The sequence below is a fragment of the Caecibacteroides pullorum genome, assembly GCF_019239235.1.
Lineage (GTDB): Bacteria > Bacteroidota > Bacteroidia > Bacteroidales > Bacteroidaceae > Bacteroides > Bacteroides pullorum.
In genome coordinates this window covers 38,537-58,099 of record NZ_JAAZTS010000009.1, presented here as the reverse complement: position 1 = coordinate 58,099, position 19,563 = coordinate 38,537, and the positions used below count along the sequence as shown (strand labels likewise).

General features: G+C 44.9%; 11 protein-coding genes. 4 read left to right on the top strand and 7 right to left on the bottom strand.

Annotated elements, in window-relative coordinates:
* Positions 1-9: 9 nt before the first annotated feature.
* The gene (locus HF894_RS08075) at positions 10-3,318 is read right to left on the bottom strand and encodes a SusC/RagA family TonB-linked outer membrane protein (RefSeq protein WP_204971621.1); all 3,309 of its coding nucleotides are present in this window, start codon (positions 3,316-3,318) and stop codon (positions 10-12) included.
* An 817-nt stretch (positions 3,319-4,135) separates the two neighbouring features.
* On the opposite strand from HF894_RS08075, the gene HF894_RS08070 reads away from it, so the two are divergent.
* The gene (locus HF894_RS08070) at positions 4,136-8,209 is read left to right on the top strand and encodes a hybrid sensor histidine kinase/response regulator transcription factor (RefSeq protein WP_394369833.1); all 4,074 of its coding nucleotides are present in this window, start codon (positions 4,136-4,138) and stop codon (positions 8,207-8,209) included.
* Positions 8,210-8,303: 94 nt separating this feature from the next.
* Here HF894_RS08070 and HF894_RS08065 read toward each other — a convergent pair whose 3' ends face one another.
* From HF894_RS08065 to HF894_RS08050, 4 genes are all read right to left on the bottom strand, one after another.
* On the bottom strand, positions 8,304-10,613 hold the full coding sequence (locus HF894_RS08065) for a DUF2264 domain-containing protein (protein WP_204971588.1): 2,310 nt from the start codon (positions 10,611-10,613) through the stop codon (positions 8,304-8,306).
* Between the two features lie 16 nt (positions 10,614-10,629).
* Positions 10,630-11,916 (bottom strand): alpha-l-rhamnosidase, encoded by a 1,287-nt coding sequence (locus HF894_RS08060; protein WP_204971587.1) that lies wholly within the window; start codon positions 11,914-11,916, stop codon positions 10,630-10,632.
* Positions 11,917-12,062: 146 nt separating this feature from the next.
* Positions 12,063-13,154 carry an endonuclease/exonuclease/phosphatase family protein gene (locus HF894_RS08055; protein WP_204971586.1) on the bottom strand — a complete coding sequence of 364 codons (1,092 nt, stop codon included), beginning with the start codon at positions 13,152-13,154 and terminating at the stop codon, positions 12,063-12,065.
* A 15-nt stretch (positions 13,155-13,169) separates the two neighbouring features.
* Entirely contained in the window at positions 13,170-14,627 is a 1,458-nt protein-coding gene (locus HF894_RS08050; protein WP_204971585.1) for an aminoacyl-histidine dipeptidase, read from the bottom strand.
* Positions 14,628-14,820: 193 nt separating this feature from the next.
* Here HF894_RS08050 and HF894_RS08045 point away from each other — a divergent pair, with 193 nt between their 5' ends.
* Both HF894_RS08045 and HF894_RS08040 read left to right on the top strand, forming a co-directional pair.
* A complete protein-coding gene (locus tag HF894_RS08045) occupies positions 14,821-15,054 on the top strand; it encodes a hypothetical protein (protein WP_075319077.1) in 234 nt (77 codons plus the stop codon).
* Positions 15,055-15,086: 32 nt separating this feature from the next.
* On the top strand, positions 15,087-15,686 hold the full coding sequence (locus tag HF894_RS08040; RefSeq protein WP_021847508.1) for an OmpH family outer membrane protein: 600 nt from the start codon (positions 15,087-15,089) through the stop codon (positions 15,684-15,686).
* 108 nt (positions 15,687-15,794) lie between these two features.
* Here the strand turns inward: HF894_RS08040 and HF894_RS08035 are convergent, their stop codons facing one another.
* On the bottom strand, positions 15,795-17,099 hold the full coding sequence (locus HF894_RS08035) for a hemolysin family protein (protein WP_204971584.1): 1,305 nt from the start codon (positions 17,097-17,099) through the stop codon (positions 15,795-15,797).
* A gap of 82 nt (positions 17,100-17,181) precedes the next feature.
* On the opposite strand from HF894_RS08035, the gene HF894_RS08030 reads away from it, so the two are divergent.
* Entirely contained in the window at positions 17,182-18,006 is an 825-nt protein-coding gene (locus tag HF894_RS08030) for an alpha/beta hydrolase (protein ID WP_204970170.1), read from the top strand.
* A gap of 90 nt (positions 18,007-18,096) precedes the next feature.
* On the opposite strand, the gene HF894_RS08025 is transcribed toward HF894_RS08030, so the two are convergent.
* Entirely contained in the window at positions 18,097-19,533 is a 1,437-nt protein-coding gene (locus HF894_RS08025) for a Na+/H+ antiporter NhaC family protein (RefSeq protein WP_204970169.1), read from the bottom strand.
* Positions 19,534-19,563: the final 30 nt, after the last annotated feature.

Here is a 19,563-nt window from a genome sequence, read left to right as displayed (position 1 = left end):
TTTCAGTATTTAGAGTGTTACGTTGATACCAAAGTTGAATGTGCGTGTAGCCAGTCCGCCGGTTTCGGGATCACCATACTCCCAGCTGTCGAAGGTACATACATTCTTGCAGCTTGCAGTGAGGCGGATGCGATCTACCATAAATTTCTTGGTCCATTTCTGGGGCAGGTTGTAACCGATAGTGATGTCGTCCAGACGAACGAAACTGCGGTTGTAAACCTTATCTACGCCACCGGCTAAGCCTGTGTTAGGACCTGCTGCGTTCAGACGGCAGTAATCATTAGTCGGATTATCGGGAGTCCAATATTCACGGGCTGCTACGTTGAAACCGTTTGTTACCTGTGAACCTCCGTTTTCCTGATTCAGCCAATAGCCGGCTTGGCTCTTGTGTCCCATGTATGAGTAGAACGAGATAGAGAGGGTCAGGTCTTTCCACAGTGTGAAGTCGTTGCGCAGGTTCCAGTAGATGGGAGGAGCAGTGGTTCCCTGATAAATCTTATCGTTGTCGTTGTAAACAGGGATGCGAGTACCGTCTTCCAGAATTTGATCGTCTTCCGTATAGTGGTTCACTACTTTCGGATCACCCGGCTTCTGGCCTACCAGGGCAGCAGCCTTGATGTCTTCGGGAGTATTCTGCCAAACACCGTCTGTTTCGTAATACCAGATGGTTCCGATAGGCTGTCCGATGAACCAACCGTTGGAAGTATCATCTTTTTCTACACCATTCTCGTCATAATCGTAATAGATGTGGTTGATCTTGTTCTTGTTGATGGAGAAACCGGCAGAAGTGTTCCATGTGAACTTCTCGTTCTGGATGTTGGTGGAGTTCAAGGCAATTTCGAAACCTTGGTTCTGTACTTCACCCAAGTTGGCCATGATGGAGCTGAAGCCTGAGAAGTTCGGCAGACGCTGGCTCATGATCATGTCTGTGGTTTTCTTGAAATAGTAGTCCATGTTAGCGGTCAGTCGTCCGTTCAGGAATGAGAAGTCCAAACCGACGTTCCATGCCTGTGTCTTTTCCCATTCAAGGTTAGGAGCTGCCAAACGGCTCATGTAAAGCGGGTTGACAACATTGGAATTTCCGTTCTGGTAGTAAACCATGTTACCACCTGCCAGTGCCAGGTTGGCCAATGTAGAGTAAACATCACCGAACTCGCGGTTACCGTTGGTACCCCAAGACAGACGCAGCTTACCCATATCCATCCAGTCGTGTGTATCAGCCATGAAGCTTTCTTCTGAGAATACCCAGCTGACACCTACTGAACCGAAGTTACCCCAAGGATTGTTGGCTCCGAAACCGGAGTAACCATCGCGGCGGAACGTTCCGGTGAACATGTAGCGGTCCTTAAAGCTGTAGAACAGACGTCCCAGATAGGAAGCGGCGGTATAATGGCTGTCATTGGTGCTGAAGCTACTTTGGGTCTTGTTGGCACCTTGTGTGTAGTGGAAGCCCAGGGCATCGCTCGGCGTGATGTTACGTGCATTGATGACGTCGCTCCAATAGCGATGTTCTTCAGCTTCTTGTACTAACGTAGCAGTGAAGTGGTGGTCACCGAATATCTTATCCCATGTGATTGTGTTGTTCAAGTTCCAGTCGAAGTTTTTACTCCATCCGCGGTCAACTCCTTGGCTGGACGCAGAAGAGTTTGGCAGGTCGGCCGACATCCAGTAACGGTTGTAGTACCATTGGTAACGGGGAGCAATGTTGAACTGGTAGGTAAAACCTGCGGGCAGGGTGACTTTGGCATTGAAGATGGTGTTCAATACAGTATAGCCTTTTTCCAAGTCGTAATATTGACGATAGTGATAGTAGTTGTAACCACCGTTCGTGGGCAGGCCGGACATAGGATATTGTTCATAGCCACCGTCTTCAGTGTACATGGAAGCGTAGGGTGAGTTGCGGAGCATGTTGTTGTCCCAGTAGTTGCTGCCGAGGGATACCTGAATATCGCCGTCCGAACGATCCTGGAAGTTTACATTGGCACCTACTTCCAACCAGTCGGTAATCTTGGCATTGATCTTCATGTTGGAACGGAAAGCGTTGTATTCATTTCCCTGTACAGCACCTTCGTTGTTGATGTAACCCAATGAGAAGTAGTAGTTTACACGTTCGGTAGCTCCCGAAATGCTGGCGTTGTAGTCCTGGTTGAAACCGGTGCGGAAGGTATAGTCGTTCCAGTCAACCATACGACCGTTCAGGAAGTTCTCCATCATTAACGGAGAGTTGTTGAACTCCAGACGGCGCGCAAACAGGCTAAGCATAGACTCACCTTCGCTGAGACCTATACCACTTACACCAATATTGGAAGCCCAAGCGCTTTGCTCGGCTGCCGACATGGTACGGGGATCGTCATAATAACCTTCAGGGTACAGCAGGTTGCCGTTACCATCCTTGGCTTGATAATATCCATACAGTCCGTCTTCGCCTTGTCCGTAAGTATAGTACATCTTGCGCCAGTCCTGATGGAACTTCAGGTAGCCGGCAGCATCGTAGTAGTCACGATAGTCTGACTTGTTGGCTACTGAAAGGTTGGCACCTACATTAATGATAGGCTTACCCTGCTTACCTTTCTTAGTTGTAATGATGATGACACCGGCAGCAGCCTTGGCACCGTAGATGGCGGCAGAAGAGGCATCTTTCAACACGTCGATCTGGGCGATGTCATCGGGGTTGATTTCAGAAAGTTCACCATAGAAAGCCATACCGTCCAATACGATCATCGGGCTGGCGTTGGTTCCCAGTGAGTTCTGACCACGCAACTGGATGGAAGCGTCACTACCTTTGGCCGATGCATCGTAACCGATCTGCAAACCTGGTGTACCACGCAATACGTCCTGTACAGAGGTTGGGTTTTGGTCGGCTACCTTGTTTGCATTGATCTGTACAACCGAACCGGTCAAGTCTTTCTTACGCATTGTACCGTAACCGACTACCACAACTTCTTGAAGCATTTCGGTGTCGTCTTCCAGTACTACATCGATAGATTTTCCTGGTACGGCATCTACAACCACTGTTTTATAACCAATAAAGGAAATTTCCAGCTTGGTTGCTTTGGCAACGGACAAACTGAATTTTCCATCCAAATCAGTAATGGTTCCGTTTGTCGGATTGCTTTGTTCGCGCACATTAGCTCCGATTACGGGTTCACCTGTTGCATCTTTGATTACACCAGTTACGAACTTTTGCTGTTGCACCACGTTTAGTGATGAAACATCTTCTTTAGCTGACATTGCCAAAGGATGCATGGCAATGAATCCTGTGCAAAGAAGCAGAGCCATCATGGCTCGTCGATTGTTTTTGCAAGAATTAGATTTCATCATTCATTTTATTTTAGTTAAAAATTGTATGAGAATTAAATCGCTGCCAAAAGTAGGAGATAAATAAGAAAAAGAGATTATAAGAAATAAGCATATAAGATAGAAAAATTGTTCAAAGATGTCAAATGACGTTTTATTCTATCTTGCTTGCTGTTTTTATTGGTAGTTTTTAACATTTGAGAGGGGTGAAAAAGGAAACGTTTAGATGATTATCATGCATCAGAATCTGTGTTTTATAAGATGTGAACATCTAATTTCTCGTTATAAAACATCGTTTTTTTCGTCAAAATGCTATTTAAAAGTTTATCATTGTCTTTCTAAAGTCCATAGTTACGTCGCTAAAGTTCATAGTTACGTCGCTCAAGTTAATAGTTACGCTATAGGAGTGGCTGTTTTTCGTTTCCGGTCATTGATTGGGTATTGACGAAGGTGAAAGATTATTCAGATTAGCTGCAAATCTCTGTTGAAGTCTTTCTTTCAGAAAAAAACTTTCACGCTTTCACGGTCCTATAAATTATTGGAATTCAAAGGATTGTTGTGAAATCAATGTTTCATGCGTCCTTATAGGCATCTTTCACGGTAAATGCCTTGTACATAGTTGGTTACGGTGAAACTTCACGGGTGAAACTTCTTCATACACAATAGAAACGCTCGTAAACAGGATGAAGGATGTGAAACATCTTGAATAAATGGCACTACGTGGGAGATTTCATGCTTTTTGATAAGAACGGATAGAAAAAATGGTCATAAAGACTGTTCTATTCGGCTTATTTCATTATTTTTGCTGGGTACAATTAATCTGTTTAGTGTGATGATGATAAAAACCGGTTACCTTATATCGCTCATAGTATTATTGGGGTGTTTCCCTTTGAATGTACGTGCACTTCAGGACGATTTGATTTTGAAACGGATGGGTGTGGAACAAGGGTTGTCGAACAATTATGTGGTAGATATTACGCAAGATAACCAGGGCTGTGTATGGATTGCAACAGAGTCCGGACTCAACAAGTTCGACGGACGTTACTTCACTGTTTATAACCGAAACAATTCACAGATTAGCGGCAATGAACATAACGCATTGCTTTCCGTGCCGCAAGACAATACGATCTGGATAGGAACACAGCGCGATGGCATCAGTATCTTTGATGTGGGCAGCCAGACGTTTGAGACTTTAGACGTATATGGCGGACTGATTACAAACGACGTGACCGACCTGAAAATGGCGGCGGATGGTGGTGTCTGGATTACTCATTATCATTTGGGCATCGATCATTACGACCGGAAGACGAAGAAGATAGAGTGTTACAGCACGTCCAATGTCAAGGGATTTACGGGCCGTAACTGGACTTCGTGCGATGACGGGAAAGGTCATCTCTATGTGGGACACGTGAATGACGGTCTCAGTATCATAGACTTGAAGACACGTACTTGTGAGAATTTCCGCCATTCTACTGACGACCCCAAGAGCATTCCGAGTAATACGGTTCATGCCATTCTGATGGATAGCTCGGAACGGATATGGGTCGGTACGGAGAACGGCCTTTCTTTGTTCAATCCGGTTACGAAGGAGTTTACGACTTTCCGTAATCAGCCTGACAATCCCCGTTCCCTATTGTCCAATCAGGTGTACGATATTAGCCAGACACGCGATGGAGACATTTGGGTTTGTACCAATATGGGCGGAGTAAGTATTCTCGATTTACGCCAAAATTCTTTTATCCGTCCCGAACAGGTGCAATTTCGTAATCTTGTGGTTACAAATGATATTCACGGTCTGTCTTCACCCAATGCCCGGTGTTTGTTCGAAGATTCTTTCGGTAACATCTGGATCGGTAATTATCGGGGTGGAGTGGATGTCATCAGCCATTTGCAACCTTTGTTCAAAACGCTGCCTTATCAGATGAAACGCTATGGTGAGCACACCAACAAACAGGTGTGGGGCATCAACGTAGATTCGGACGGACACTTGTGGCTGGGCGGAGAGAATGAGGTTGCAGTATTCGACAAAGGGAAAATGAAAGATTTGCTAAGGCCACAGGCTGTGAAGAATACGCATGTGAATGTCATTTATACCGACCGTTCCGGCGACCTTTGGATGGGGATGTATCTGGATGGGGTGACGGTATATCGCCACAAAACGGGACGAATGGAGCGGATTAGCAGTGGATATCCTAATCTTGATGTCAGATGTTTCTATGAAGATACGGATGGTAAAATGTGGATCGGTACAGAGAGTGGTATCTACAGCTATGAAAACGGACAGCTTGGTTGCGAAGACAGCATCAATAATCAGTTGTCCGACAATATGGTTCACAGCATTCTGCGTGACAAGCAGGGAAAACTGTGGATCGGTACCTTTGGTAAAGGTATTCAGATATTGAACCGTCACAATAATTTGGTTTATAGCCTGACTACAGACAATGGAATGGCTTCGAATGCTGTATCCCATTTGGCTATGAATAGCCGTGGCGAAATCTGGGCTGCAACAAGGAATGGCCTTGTCTTTTTTGAACGGACAGACAATCCGAATGGATTCCGTATATATTCAGAGAAAGACGGCATAGAGAACAGTTATGTCAGAGCCATACAGGAGGATGAGAAAGGTAATATTTGGTTCAGTACAAACAATGGTATTTCGTGTTATGAGAAAGCGACAGGAATGTTCAGAAATTATAATTACCATGACGGCGTTCCCCGTGGTGACTTTATGGACGGATCGGTTTGTCGGACAGCTGATGGCACTATTTATTTTGGCTCGCAGAATGGTGTATGCTATTTTCATCCTGCTACTCTTGATAATGGTGACAAGGTGGCGCCAGTAGTCTTTACTGAGTGTCGGAGTATGACGGGGGATTTACGGCCGGAGTATGCCGAGGTAATGGTCCCCATCGTTAAGAATAAAATTAAGCTTTCTTATCGAAACAATAATCTGAGAATTGGCTTCAATGTGACCGATTTCTCACAAGCAGGTCAGGTGGAGTATATTTATCAGATGGAAGGGTTGAATGATTCCTGGTACAATACGCATGGTGAGAATCAGGTTACGTTCAGGAATCTGCCCTACGGAAATTATACGTTCAAGGTGAATGCCCGGATGAGAAATCAAGCTTGGACGGATGAGAATATTGCCTCATTGACGTTGGTAATCGAACCACCTCTATGGTTGGCGTGGTATGCAAAGTTGTTCTATGTGGCTGTAGCATGCCTGATTCTCTTTTTTATTCTGCGTTTCTATAAGCATAAACTTGATTTGGAGAATAAACTGAGTCTGGAGCACCAACAGCTGGAGAATGGAGAGAAACTTAATGCAGAAAGGCTTCGTTTCTATACCAACATTACACACGAGTTGCGTACGCCGCTTACGCTCATTATCGGGCCTTTGGAAGATCTCCTGTCGGATAAGTCGCTATCACAGAAACATGCGGAACGTATCGGTATCATACATAGCAATGCCAACAGGTTGTTGGCGCTGATTAACCAGATATTGGAGTTCCGAAAGACAGAAACTCAGAATCGGAAATTGCTGATAGAAAAAGCTAATCTTGGGAAGTTGGTAAGAGAAATCGGTTTGGGTTTTAAGGAATTGAATCAGAACAGTCGAGTCGATATCGAGGTGAAGATTGAAACGGAAGAAACAGAACTCTATTTCGATCCCGAAATAGTAAGGATTATCCTTAATAATCTGATGTCCAATGCCATGAAGTATACGCCTGAGGGAGTCATCACTTTATCTCTCGACAAGCGTGAGGAAGCCGGGCAGAACTATACTGAAATCAAGGTTAAAGATACAGGGTTCGGCATTGATCCGGAGTCAATACCTCACATTTTTGATCGTTATTATCAGGCGGAGGGCAAGCATCAGGCTTCAGGCACAGGCATAGGGTTGGCTTTGGTGAAGTCATTGGCCGATTTGCATGAAGCAAAGATCATGGTGGAAAGTGAACTGAATGAAGGTAGCTGCTTTACTCTCAGCCTTTTGACCGACAATACATATCCTCATGCACAACATAAGCAGGAGGTTTCAAGTAGTGCTAAAACATCTGTAGCTGAAACTGCTGTTAAGGATTCATTGGCTGAAGGGGAAGATGCACGTCCCGTTTTGCTAGTGGTAGAAGACAACAATGATATCCGTGAGTATATCCGAAGTTCCTTCGAGGATATGTATGAGGTACTTACTGCTTCCAATGGAAAAGAAGGCTGGGACATTGCCAAGGTGCGTATACCTAGTGTCATTGTCAGTGACATTATGATGCCCATTATGGATGGTATTGCTTTCTGTAAACGTGTGAAGCAGGATATGCGTACCAGTCATATTCCTGTGATTTTGCTGACGGCCAAAGATAGTATTCAGGATCGGGAAGAAGGGTATGCCGTTGGAGCCGATTCATTTATAGCCAAGCCTTTCAGTGCTCGTCTATTGACTCGGAGAATTGAGAATCTGCTGGCTGGTAGAAGAAAGTTGGCGGCCCTGATTGCTGCAAAGACTGTATCGTCGGTAGGTTCGTCTACTCAAGAGGCTTTAAAGGATCTGGGTGAAGGAAATCACACACTGAATAAGCTTGATCGCGAGTTTTTGGATAAGGTAGCCCGTATTATTGAAGAGAATCTCAGCATGGAAAAGATTGATGTGGGGTTCATTGCCGACAAAATGTGTATGAGTCATTCTACGCTTTATCGGAAAATTAAGTGTCTGACAGATATGTCGGTCAACGAATTTGTGAGAAAAGTGAAGTTGAAGAAAAGTGTGGATCTCTTGTTAGGTGGTGAGTATAGTATTGCTGAGATCTCAGACTTAGCCGGTTTCAGTAGTGTGGCTTATTTCAGACAGTGCTTTAAGGATGAATATGGCATGGCTCCTTCGGAATATCTGAAGCAGAAGAGCCGGGGTTGATATATTATATTTCAGGCACGAATGACAATTTATTTGTATCATTCGTGCCTGAAGGGTCGGACGCACCGTGGTGCGTCCCTACATGCTGTTATTATCAGAATAAATCCCACGTACGGATTTCATCCTTCCAATGGTGATCTTTGGGGAATGGTTGTTCGCTCCAAGCTCGTTTGCTGGTCCAGTCCTGGGGGGCATCGGTCCAGAATGGATGGCTGGCTGGCAGCCCCAAAGGCAGGAAAGCCAGGGAAGTCATGTATAAGCTACCATTGTTGGTGTACCAGTCTGCAATATTGGGCTGTCGTCCGCTGAATCCAATGGTCAAATAACCACCTTCATTGAAATTGTTGCCGCTGGCAAACATACGTCTCATGACGGCAGTGAGGGCGCAACGTACCTGAGCGTTGGTCACACCAGCCGGCAGTTCCTGATACCAGGCCATCAAAGCGAGGGGTTGCATGGTAGCCATGCGGTAGGGGATGGATCGTCCGAAGACAGGGAAGGTTCCTTCAGGTGAGATGAAGCGTTCCAGTATCAGGCTGTACTTCTGGGCACGGTGCAAGGCACGGTCATAATACTTGGAATAATGTATGCGTGTATAAGCCTTGACGTCTTTCATGGCCTGAAGAGTTTCCAGATACATGGGATGGAATACATAGCTACTGTAATAGTCGAAAGCAAAGCTTGGGCCGTCAGCATACCAGCCGTCTCCGGTATACCATTCTTCTACCTTGCGGATAGCGGAATTGATACGATAGGCATCATAAGGTGCCCCGGCTTTAGCCAGGAAACTTTCGATAGTGGATGAGAAGAGCAGCCAGTTAGTGTATGGCGGGTCGATACGGCGTAACAGCGTGAACTCTTCAATGTAGCGTTGCTTGGTGGTGTCATCCAAAGGTTTCCACAGCTGATCGAATGCACGGAGAAAGCTTTCTGCAATATAGGCTGCGTCTACTAGGGGCTGGCCTTCCTTACGCCACAGCAGGTAGTCGGGACTCTGAGGATCTACTGCGTTGGCGTAGCTTTTCAAAGCCCATTCGCGTAATTGCTTGCGCATGGCTCCTTCTGCTGTATTGTCATCGGGGAGGGTAAGCCATGGGGCGATACCTGCCATCAGACGGCCGAAAGCTTCCATGTAGGTTACTCTTTTGTCGCGACCGTCCCATGTAGGACTAACTTCTACAATCATGTTTTTTTGAAGTTCTCCTTTGGACATATTACTCAAGATCGGAGCAGCCATCTTGTAGGCAAGGTCGCACCAGTAAGCACGGTCTTGAGTCTTGGGAGCTTCCAGGTAACGTACATACTCACAGGCTGCCAACAGGAAGGCACCTACACCAAAGTTAGCGGTAGAGTTAGCATCGACAACCTGGCCGGGGATGGCTTTTTCGCCGATAGGTTGTACGTAACCCACAGCTCCGTTTTTCTGAAGAGCGGTTTTCGACAGGTAGTTCCATGCTTTGTTGACAATGGGCAGGTATTCAGCCTCGTCCAGATAACCGTTGTTGATGCCCCACAGGATACCATAAGTAAAGAAGGCAGTACCGCTTGTTTCAGGGCCGGGCGCATGTTCGGGATCCATCATACTGCGGGTCCAATAGCCTTCGGGTTGCTGGATGGCAGCTACTGCTTTAGCCAGTTTCTGGAATTTCTCCACGAAAAAGGCGCGATGCTTGTAGTCGGCCGGCAGATCTTTCAACACTTTAGCCAGTCCGGCCAGTACCCATCCGTCACCACGGGCCCAGAAGTCTTTTTTCCCGTTGACACTTTTGTGTTTGGGATAGACGTATTTGGCATCGCGGTAATAGAGATTTTCTTCTTTGTCGAACATGATCTGGTCGGAATAGGCGATATATTCGTATAACTTGTCCAGATAGAGAGAATTGTGAGTAATCTTATATAATTTTGTCATGACCGGCATAACCATGTACAGACCGTCGCTCCACCACCAATAGTCGTTTTGCGGAGTGCTCATCTGATATTCCATGACTTCGCGTGCACGCTTGATTTTATAGTCTTCAGGTGCCAGATTATAAAGGTCGGCATACGTTTGGAAACAAATCTGATAATCGCCGAACAGAACGTATTCGTCCGATTCTCCGTATGAATATTTCCACTGGGAACGGTCGTTGCTTTTGGCTCCTTTCCATTCGTTGTGTTTGGCCCATGCTTCGGAGTAGGCGCGGTAAGTCTCATTGCCTGTCAGGAAGTAAGCTTCCATGTTGCCGGTGTGATAGGCTGCGTTGTCCCAGAAAGAACGTACTTCTGGCTTGTTTTCAGCTTGCCAGTGTTGGTTCACTTTGTCAATGATCTTTCGGACCTGTTCGGCCTCGGAAGTCTTGGCAAATGTTGCAACCGGTAATAGTCCAATGAAACAGGCTGCAAATGTTTTAAGAATTTTGTTCATAAGTTTTGTATGTTAATTATTGTTTGGTATTGATCTCGAGTACATATACGGGAGTTGGTTCGGAAGCGATTTGTTTCTCGCCGTCGCCCTGATGGGTTTCTTGTACGAAAACATGAAGCTGACGTTTTTGTTTCCATAATTCTGTATCAAGACTGGGTTCCCATGCGTCGACACTGAAGTCGGTAAGATCAGTCACTTGCCATTCTCCGCTTTTGAGGTCAGCGGTATAGGCCATGGAGACCTTGCTGCCACGTTCAGCATCGCGAAAGAGGAAGAAAGCCCGTCCTTTGTCTACTGCAATGCGGGGGCGAGAAATGGGAATCATTTTGGTTCCTCCTCCTTTCAGAGAGAAGGCCTGTGTGCGATTCATGATGGGGCGGTTGTGCCAGTTGATGCCGTCATGCCAAACCAGACGATACTGGGGAATGGTATTGTCGGTATCGCGCCAGTAGGTGACAATATAAGGATGACCTTCCGTGTCGGCACTCATACTGGTTTGGTTGATAAGTTCGCTGTTTTGGGGGATACGGCAGGCGTATTCTGCATTAGCTTCACGTATGGGCAGATTATAAGTTTCGCCATTTGATTTTTGCCATGTTTTTCCACCGTCTGATGAACAGGCGTAGCACAGGTCGTGGTTGGTTTCTACCATCCATGTTTCCCGCCATACCCACGAAAGATGGATTACGTCTTTGGCATCTACGTACAGTTGCCAGTAGGCATTACGTTGTCCCTCGCCATCGATGAGCACGTCTTGGACACGTTGCCATTTACGTTGTTTCAATTTATAACGGTTTAATACGAGATTTCCTCTTCCGGATGCTCCTGAACGATAGACAAAGAGCAAATCTCCGGTGGAGAGACGGTAAAATTCTGGATAAGTGACATCGGCTTCGTCTTTACCGGTCATCGGTTCTTTCTCTCCTAAAACAAGGGATTCGGGAGCCGTACTGCGACAATAGTTCAGCGGTTGTCCATGATGATCAAAGGCAACATGCAAATAGCCTTCGCCATCTACCATTAGGCTGATGACATTGTGGGCATCAGTTACATTACCTTTGTATTGTGAACGCTGAAGTTCCCAATGTTCGGAACCTAGTTTGCGTTTACCGATAACCATATAGCCGTCGGCGTCGTAATAGGCTGTGTATTGATTTTGCTTGAAGGTAACAAGCGAACTGTTGCGGAATACGGTTGTGTTGACTGAAGTGGAACTGTAACCTTTTCCTATTTGAACTAAATGTTGAGCTGATACAGACAAGCTGCCTATAATGAATGTAAGTAATAAGGTGGCGTATTTCATGATAAATTATAGATTGTTTGTGCAATATTCGCAAAATTATTTGATACCCGCAATGTGTGGAGGGGTAATTTCGATTCCAACAGGTCAGATTGACGGATTTATGTATCTGAATGATTAATTTTTCGTTCTGTAATTGATCCATTTCTTTAGTAAATCAGTCGAAATTCTGCCCATACAGGCAGGTGATCGCTGATGCCTCCTTCGTATCGAGGGCCGATATAAGTACGGAAAGGCTGGACTCCGCCGAATCTTTTGTCCGGAACCAATAGGAACGGTAGGCGAGCTACTCCAGCATGTGCTTCACTGGTAGTGAGTGGAGCATCGGGCTTTAGCAGATTACCTGATACAATAAGGTGGTCAAGCAATCCCCATTCCCCCTGATATTTGTAACTTCCATAGTTTTTCTCCTTTTGGACCTTACGGGCTAGCAAGTGGTATAGCTGATCGTTACGAGGCGTATTGCCGGGAACGAGAGCTTCTGCCTGTATGATTTTCTTGATGGATCGATTGTGAGGATAGTCGTTAAAGTCTCCCATGATGAGTAGCTGTGGATATTGCCGAAGGCTGATGATACTGTCTGCTGTCTGTTTTAGCCGGTGGGCGGCCTTTAGTCGATATGGTTCACTCTCTTTCGCACCGCCTGAACGGGATGGGAAATGAGCGATCAGTATGTCTAAGGTATCGCCGTTCAATAATATCCCGCTTACATGCAAAATATCACGTGTAGGCCGGTCGGATGGTCGGGGTTTGTCGATGATTATGCTGTGATTGTCTAATAATTTAAACAAGCCACGTTGATAGAGTAAGGCCACATCAATACCACGTTCGTCGTTGGAGTGGGTCATCACATAACGGTATCCGACTTCACGCAATACGGAGTAGTGTGTCAGATCATACAATACACTGTCATTTTCAACCTCACATAGGGCTATTAGTGCTGGAGGTGTCCATTCGCCCACGGCAATGAGAGTGCGGCCGATGTCGTTCAGCTTTTTCTTGTATTTTGAATAGTTCCAATGGCGAACAGACTCGGGTAGAAACTCGTAGTCGTTTTTTAGTGAGTCATGATAGGTGTCAAAAAGGTTTTCTACATTGTAACTGACTACGCGGAAAGTCAAAGTATCATTGTTTTGTGCCTTGCATAACAGACTGTAGCTTGAAAAAACAAAGACACAGAAAGAATAAAATGCGAAACGCGGTTTCGTATTCTTCCTGTGTCTTTGTAAAAAGAGTATCATCCGTCTGTTCCGTAATTATTTAGTTGGAATGTTTTTCAGAATATCCAGCAGATGATCCCAGAATTTCTGAACCGTTGGTATCAGCATACGTTCGTCTGGTGAATGTACTCCTTGCAGAGTAGGACCAAACGAAATCATGTCGAGCGACGGATATTTGTCAAGGAACAGGCCGCATTCCAGTCCTGCATGGATTGCTTTAACCTTGGCATCGACGCCAAACAGGCGTTTATAGGAGGCAGTGGCCACTTCCAGTATTTCGGAATGTGGGTTGGGTTTCCAACCTGGATAACCGTCGCCAAAAGTAACAGTTGCGCCGGCCATTTCAAATACAGTACGTACCATGTTGGCAATGTCTTGTTTCGAGGAGGCCGTGGAACTACGTTGGCTGGTTTCGATACGGATAATATGGTTGGGTTTCATTTTGACAGAAGCCAGATTGGTAGATGTTTCTACCAGGCCGGGAATGTCCTGACTCATGGCAAATACACCGTGAGGACATGCGTAGAGTGCCTGAAGGAGTCGGCGTGTAGTATCGCGGTCAATTGCTTTTGCATGGAAGTTTTCTGATTCCATGATCAGTTGTAGATCTGGATCGATGACGTTATATTCATTTTGTATTTCAGCAGCAAATATATTCAGATCGGTTCGCAAACTGTGTTTGTCATTTTCAGGTATGGCAATGATTGCATGAGCTTCCCGGGCTATGGCATTACGCAAATTGCCTCCATCGATGTCACATAAGTAAAGGTCGTATTTTTGAGAAGCAAGACTCAGGAAACGAGTCAGAATTTTGTTGGCATTGCCCAATCCTAAGTGAATGTCTCCTCCTGAATGGCCGCCTTTCAGACCTTTTACTTGAATTTTACAGCAAAAGTATCCGGCTGGAACATCTATTTCGTGGTAATTGAATTCAGCAACAGAATCTACTCCTCCTGCACATCCGATGAACAGTTCGCCTTCATCTTCCGAGTCGAGGTTCAGTAAGATTTCTCCTGTCATGAATCCCTCTTTCAGGGCAAATGCACCTGTCAAGCCTGTTTCTTCATCCACTGTGAACAAGCACTCCAGAGGGCCGTGTTCAATCGTATCGTCGGTCAGAAGGGCTAATTCGGTTGCTACACCAATACCGTTGTCTGCTCCCAGAGTTGTACCTTTGGCTTTCAGCCATTCTCCGTCTACTTCGGTTTGGATGGGATCTGTCATAAAATCGTGTTTTACATCGTTATTCTTTTCACAGACCATATCCACATGGGATTGCAGAACTACGGTTTTACGGTTTTCCATGCCTGGTGTGGCCGGTTTCCTGATTAACACATTGCCAACTTCGTCCGATAATGTTTCCAAGTGGTGCTTTTGGCCGAATTCTTTCAGGTAAGCTATTATTTTTTCTTCATGTTTGGAAGGGCGTGGTACTTGGCAGATTTCCTCAAAATAGTGGAACACTCCTGCCGGTTTCAAATTTTTCTTTTCCATACTTCTTTTTGTTTTGGTTTTTGCCTTGTAGCAATCTGTTTTTCCTTTCTCTTAAGGACTGTTGCATGAACGATATATTGCTAAATATGGTTAAATAATGAATTATTCTGCCAACCCATCTTCTTTTTTTAGAAGAAAAAAGGCGGCTTAGTCCCTGCAAAGCCCTATATTTGCACCCACAAAATTAATGGAAATGCTCGAGACTGTATTGATAACTTTGTTAATAGTTGCTATTTGTGTGCTTCTGTTGGGTGTAAAGGTCTTTTTTGTAAAAGGAGGACGATTCCCTAATGGCCATGTAAGCGGTAATAAGGCGCTTCGTAAGAAAGGCATTGGATGCGTTCAGTCGCAAGACAGAGCTGCGCAGAAAAAATCTCGTTTTTCCATTGATGAATTGGAAAAAGCCTTGAATGAAAGTGTGAACTAATTAATTCTAAAAATATTATTGTATTCAAAATTATGAAGAAATTGAATTACCTCCTGAACGGTTTGGCTGCTTTGGCCTTTGTTGTTTTGTTTTCCCAATGTGCAGGCAATACAAACAATCAATCGGTTAGTGCTCCTGCTCAAGCCGGCCTGTCAGGCATGAAGATTGCTTATGTAGAGATAGACACATTGTTGGCCAAATACAATTTCTGCATTGACCTGAATGAAGCGATGGTGAAGAAGAGCGAAAATGTACGTCTGACTCTCAACCAGAAGGCTACTGAATTGGAAAAGCAAAAGCAGGAATTTCAGACCAAATATCAGAACAATGCTTATCTTTCGCAGGAAAGAGCTCAACAGGAATACAACCGTATTGCTAAGTTGGAGCAAGATTTGCAGGCCCTGAGCAATAAATTGCAGTCTGAACTGATGAGCGAAAATGAAAAAAACAGTTTGCAGTTGCGTGATTCTATTAATTCTTTCCTGAAAGAATATAACAAGACAAAGGGTTACAGCATGATTATCAGCAATACTGGTTTTGATAATCTGTTGTATGCCGATAGCGTTTACAATATTACAAAGGAAATTTTGGAAGGTTTGAATGCACGTTATTCTTCACCGGCCAAGAAATAAGGAAATAGGTGTAATCGATAGAAAGGGCGGTTCAAAAATGAGCCGCCCTTTTTTATGGGGTTATTCGTTATTTAGAAAATAAAATCTAATTCTTAAGAATAAGGAACATTAGATGTCTTCTTCTTCCGGTTCGTCTTTAGTGACTAGTAGTTTGTCTACTCGTCCGCGATCCATATCTACAATTTCAAAGTGCAGGTTTTTGTATGTGAAAAGATCACCGGCTTTCGGAACACGTCCTACAAGGAACATGGCCAGTCCGCTTAGTGTGGTGAAGTCTTCTTCTTTCAGATCATCATAATCGAGGATGCCCATGGCTTCCATGAAGTCGTCCAAATTCATGGAGGCTTCTACCAGTAACGAGCCATCCTGGCGTGCTACGATGTCTTGTTCTTCCATTTCGTTTTCTTCCAGAATATCGCCGAAGATGCTTTCTGTCAGGTCATGCAGGGTGATTATACCTTGTGTATTGCCATATTCGTCGACTACTACTCCAAATTTGTTTTTATTCTTCTTGAAGATTTCCAGAACTTTCTTTGCATAAAGGCTTTCAGGAATAAATTGGGCCGGACGAGCAATGCTGCGCAGGTCGAAACGTTGATTGGTATTGCCCATCATCAAGATGATATCTTTCACTGATACGACACCGATGATATCTTCCATGCTTTTGTCAGTTAGCAGGTATTTGCTGAAATGCTGTTCTTGGATTGTTTTCAGCACTTGTTCAGGACTGTCTGTCGGGTGGAGCACGACGATGTCGCGTCGGTAGGTCATCAAATCATTGGCACGTTTGTCCGAGAAACGGAATACGTCTTTTAGCATTTCGGTTTCGTCTTTGTCAATGACACCCTGTTCGGAGCTTTGGTGGAGTATCATTTTCAGTTCGTCTTGTGTCATTTGGCGTTCTTCGTTGTTTTCCATACCGATAAGACGGTTGGTCAGGCGTGTGGATGCGCTGAGGAGGCAGACAAACGGATAGGAAATTTTGCTGAGTACGATCATGAACGGACTGAGGCGGGTTGCCCATTTCTCAGGGTTGTTCATGGCAACGGTTTTCGGAACCAGTTCACCGATAATCAGGGATAGATAGGTGATAACGGCTACTGTGGTTATCATGGCCAGATTTGCTGCGTATGGCTCAGCTCCAGGAATCAGAGCAAATAGTGGAACCAGGTCGTCTGCAATATTTGCACCACCGTATGCACCGGAAACAATTCCGATGAGAGTGATGCCTATTTGGATTGTAGAAAGAAATTTTTCGGGTTCTTCCAGTTGTTTCAGTACCCCTTTAGCTCGTTTGTTTCCTTTGTTGACCAGAGTTTCTAGCCGTGCTTTACTGGATGATACAAGTGCGATTTCATACATGGCAAAAATGCCGTTCAATACTAATAAAAGTAGAATGATAATAAATTCCATATAATAAATGAAGTGTTTTCGCTGCAAACATACTAAATTTGGAGCAATTTTGTAGTCTTTTGTAATAAAACATCTGTAATTAATGAAAAAAGAGTTCTTTTTGGCAGGTATGCTGCTATGTTTGGTTGTGTTGTCTGTACAGGCGGCACGGGTGGATACGGTAATGGTTAAAAGCCGTTCCATGGATAAGGAGGTTCAAGTTGTTTATGTTGTGCCTGACAAGGCAGAAGGCGATCGGGCTCAGGCGTGTCCGGTAGTTTATTTATTACATGGTTACGGTGGAAATGCCAAGACATGGATCAATATCAAACCTCAATTGCCTTCCATAGCCGACGAAAAAGGTATTATATTTGTTTGTCCGGATGGAAAAAACAGTTGGTACTGGGATAGTCCGGTGAACTCTTCATACCGTTATGAAACATTTGTATCTTCCGAATTGATTGCTTATACGGATAGTCATTATAAGACGATTGCAGCACCTCAGGGTCGTGCGATTACAGGACTGAGTATGGGTGGCCACGGTGCTTTGTGGAATGCCTTCCGTCATAAAGATGTATTTGGTGCTGCCGGCAGTACCAGCGGTGGAGTGGATATCCGTCCTTTCCCGCTGAACTGGCAGATGAATAAACAGCTGGGAGAGTATGCTGCCAATAGGAAACGTTGGGACGAACATACAGCCATTAATCAGATAGACAAGATAGAGAATGGTGATTTGGCCATTATATTCGATTGCGGTGAGAGTGATTTCTTTCTTGAGGTGAATAAAGAACTTCATCAACGTTTATTGGGCCGGGGGATCGATCACGATTTTATTACCAGACCCGGCACACATAATAATATTTATTGGAATAATTCCATTGATTACCAGATTTTGTTTTTTGAGAAATTTTTCGGAAAACAGAAGTAACCCAGATTTTATTGGCTGAAAAAGAATTGATTGAAAGAAGCTTCGTGGGTTGACATTTACATGTGTATTGTCCTCGAAGCTTCTTCTCATTTATGACAGGTTGTCTTTCTTCACAACTATTTTATACCCGATGGCTGCCATCAGGATGCTCATTAGCGGACTGATGAGGTTGAAGAAGCAGAAGGGTAGATAGACCAGTGTAGGTACACTCAAGATGGTGGCCTGGGTCATGCCGCAAGTATTCCATGGAATCAGTACGGAAGTGACTGTTACGGCATCTTCGGTTGTTCGGCTCAACAGACGGCTTTCGTAGCCTTGTCTTTTATAAATGTCTCCAAACATATTACCCAGCAGAATGATGCTGATATATTGGTCGGCTGTGGCTATGTTCAAAAAGAGTCCTGAAAAAACCGTAGAAGCTACAGTGCTGACACGGCTTTTAATAAAACGTACACATACGGATGTGATACTACCCAACATGCCACTGGCCGTCATGGCTCCACCGAAGCACATGGCGCATAGGATAAGCCATACGGTATTCATCATACCTGACATACCCCGGGTGGCGACCAGTTCAGTCAGGATGCTATTATCGGTCTGCAGGCTGGTACTTCCATAGCAGGTCATCATTGTTCCTTTGAACAAGCTTCCACCTTCTGCTACTTCGCGCAGCAGGTCGGGCTGAAAGATGAGGGCGGCTGCACAAGCCAGTACGGTCGAGATGGCCAAGGTGACAATAGAGGGTACTTTGCGTGCAATAAGAATGCCTGTTACGATGGGAACAAGCAACAGCCAGGGAGTAATATGAAATTTGTTTTCCAGTGTTGCACCAAATGCAGCCATTTCTTGGGCCGTGCTACCGCCGTCGTGCGTTAACCCCATGATGGTGAAGAGTGTGATAGCTATGAGTAGGGAAGGCACAGTCGTAATCATCATGTAGCGGATGTGGGTAAAAAGAGGAGTATCTGTAACCGATGAAGCCAGAATGGTCGTGTCAGACAGAGGGGAAACTTTGTCTCCAAAATAGGCTCCTGAGATGATAGCACCGGCTATCCATCCTTCGTGGAACCCTTGTGCTTTGCCGATGCCCATCAGGGCAATGCCGATAGTAGCGATAGTGGTCCATGAACTTCCAGTCATTACGGATACGAGAGCGCAGATAAGGCAGGTCGAAGCCAGAAAAAAATCAGGATGGATTATCTGCATGCCATAATATATTAAGGTTGGCACTACACCACTGATCATCCAAGTTCCGCTTAATGCACCGATAATAAGCAGAATGAGAAGGGCGGTAGAGACACCTGCTATATTATTGGTTATTGCCCGTTCAAAGTTTTTCCAAGGAATGCGGTAGAAGGCCATTCCGATAAGTGCACAGCAGGCAGTGGTTACTAATAAGGAAATTTGGCTACCACCGTTCAGCGCATCACTTCCGAAAGTACTAATGGTGGCAAACAACATTCCTGCCAGCAACGCAATAGGCAGGAGGGATACGAGGGGAGAGGGAATCTTCTTCGTTGAATTCATGCTTATTTTTCAATTTTGCGGCAAAGGTAC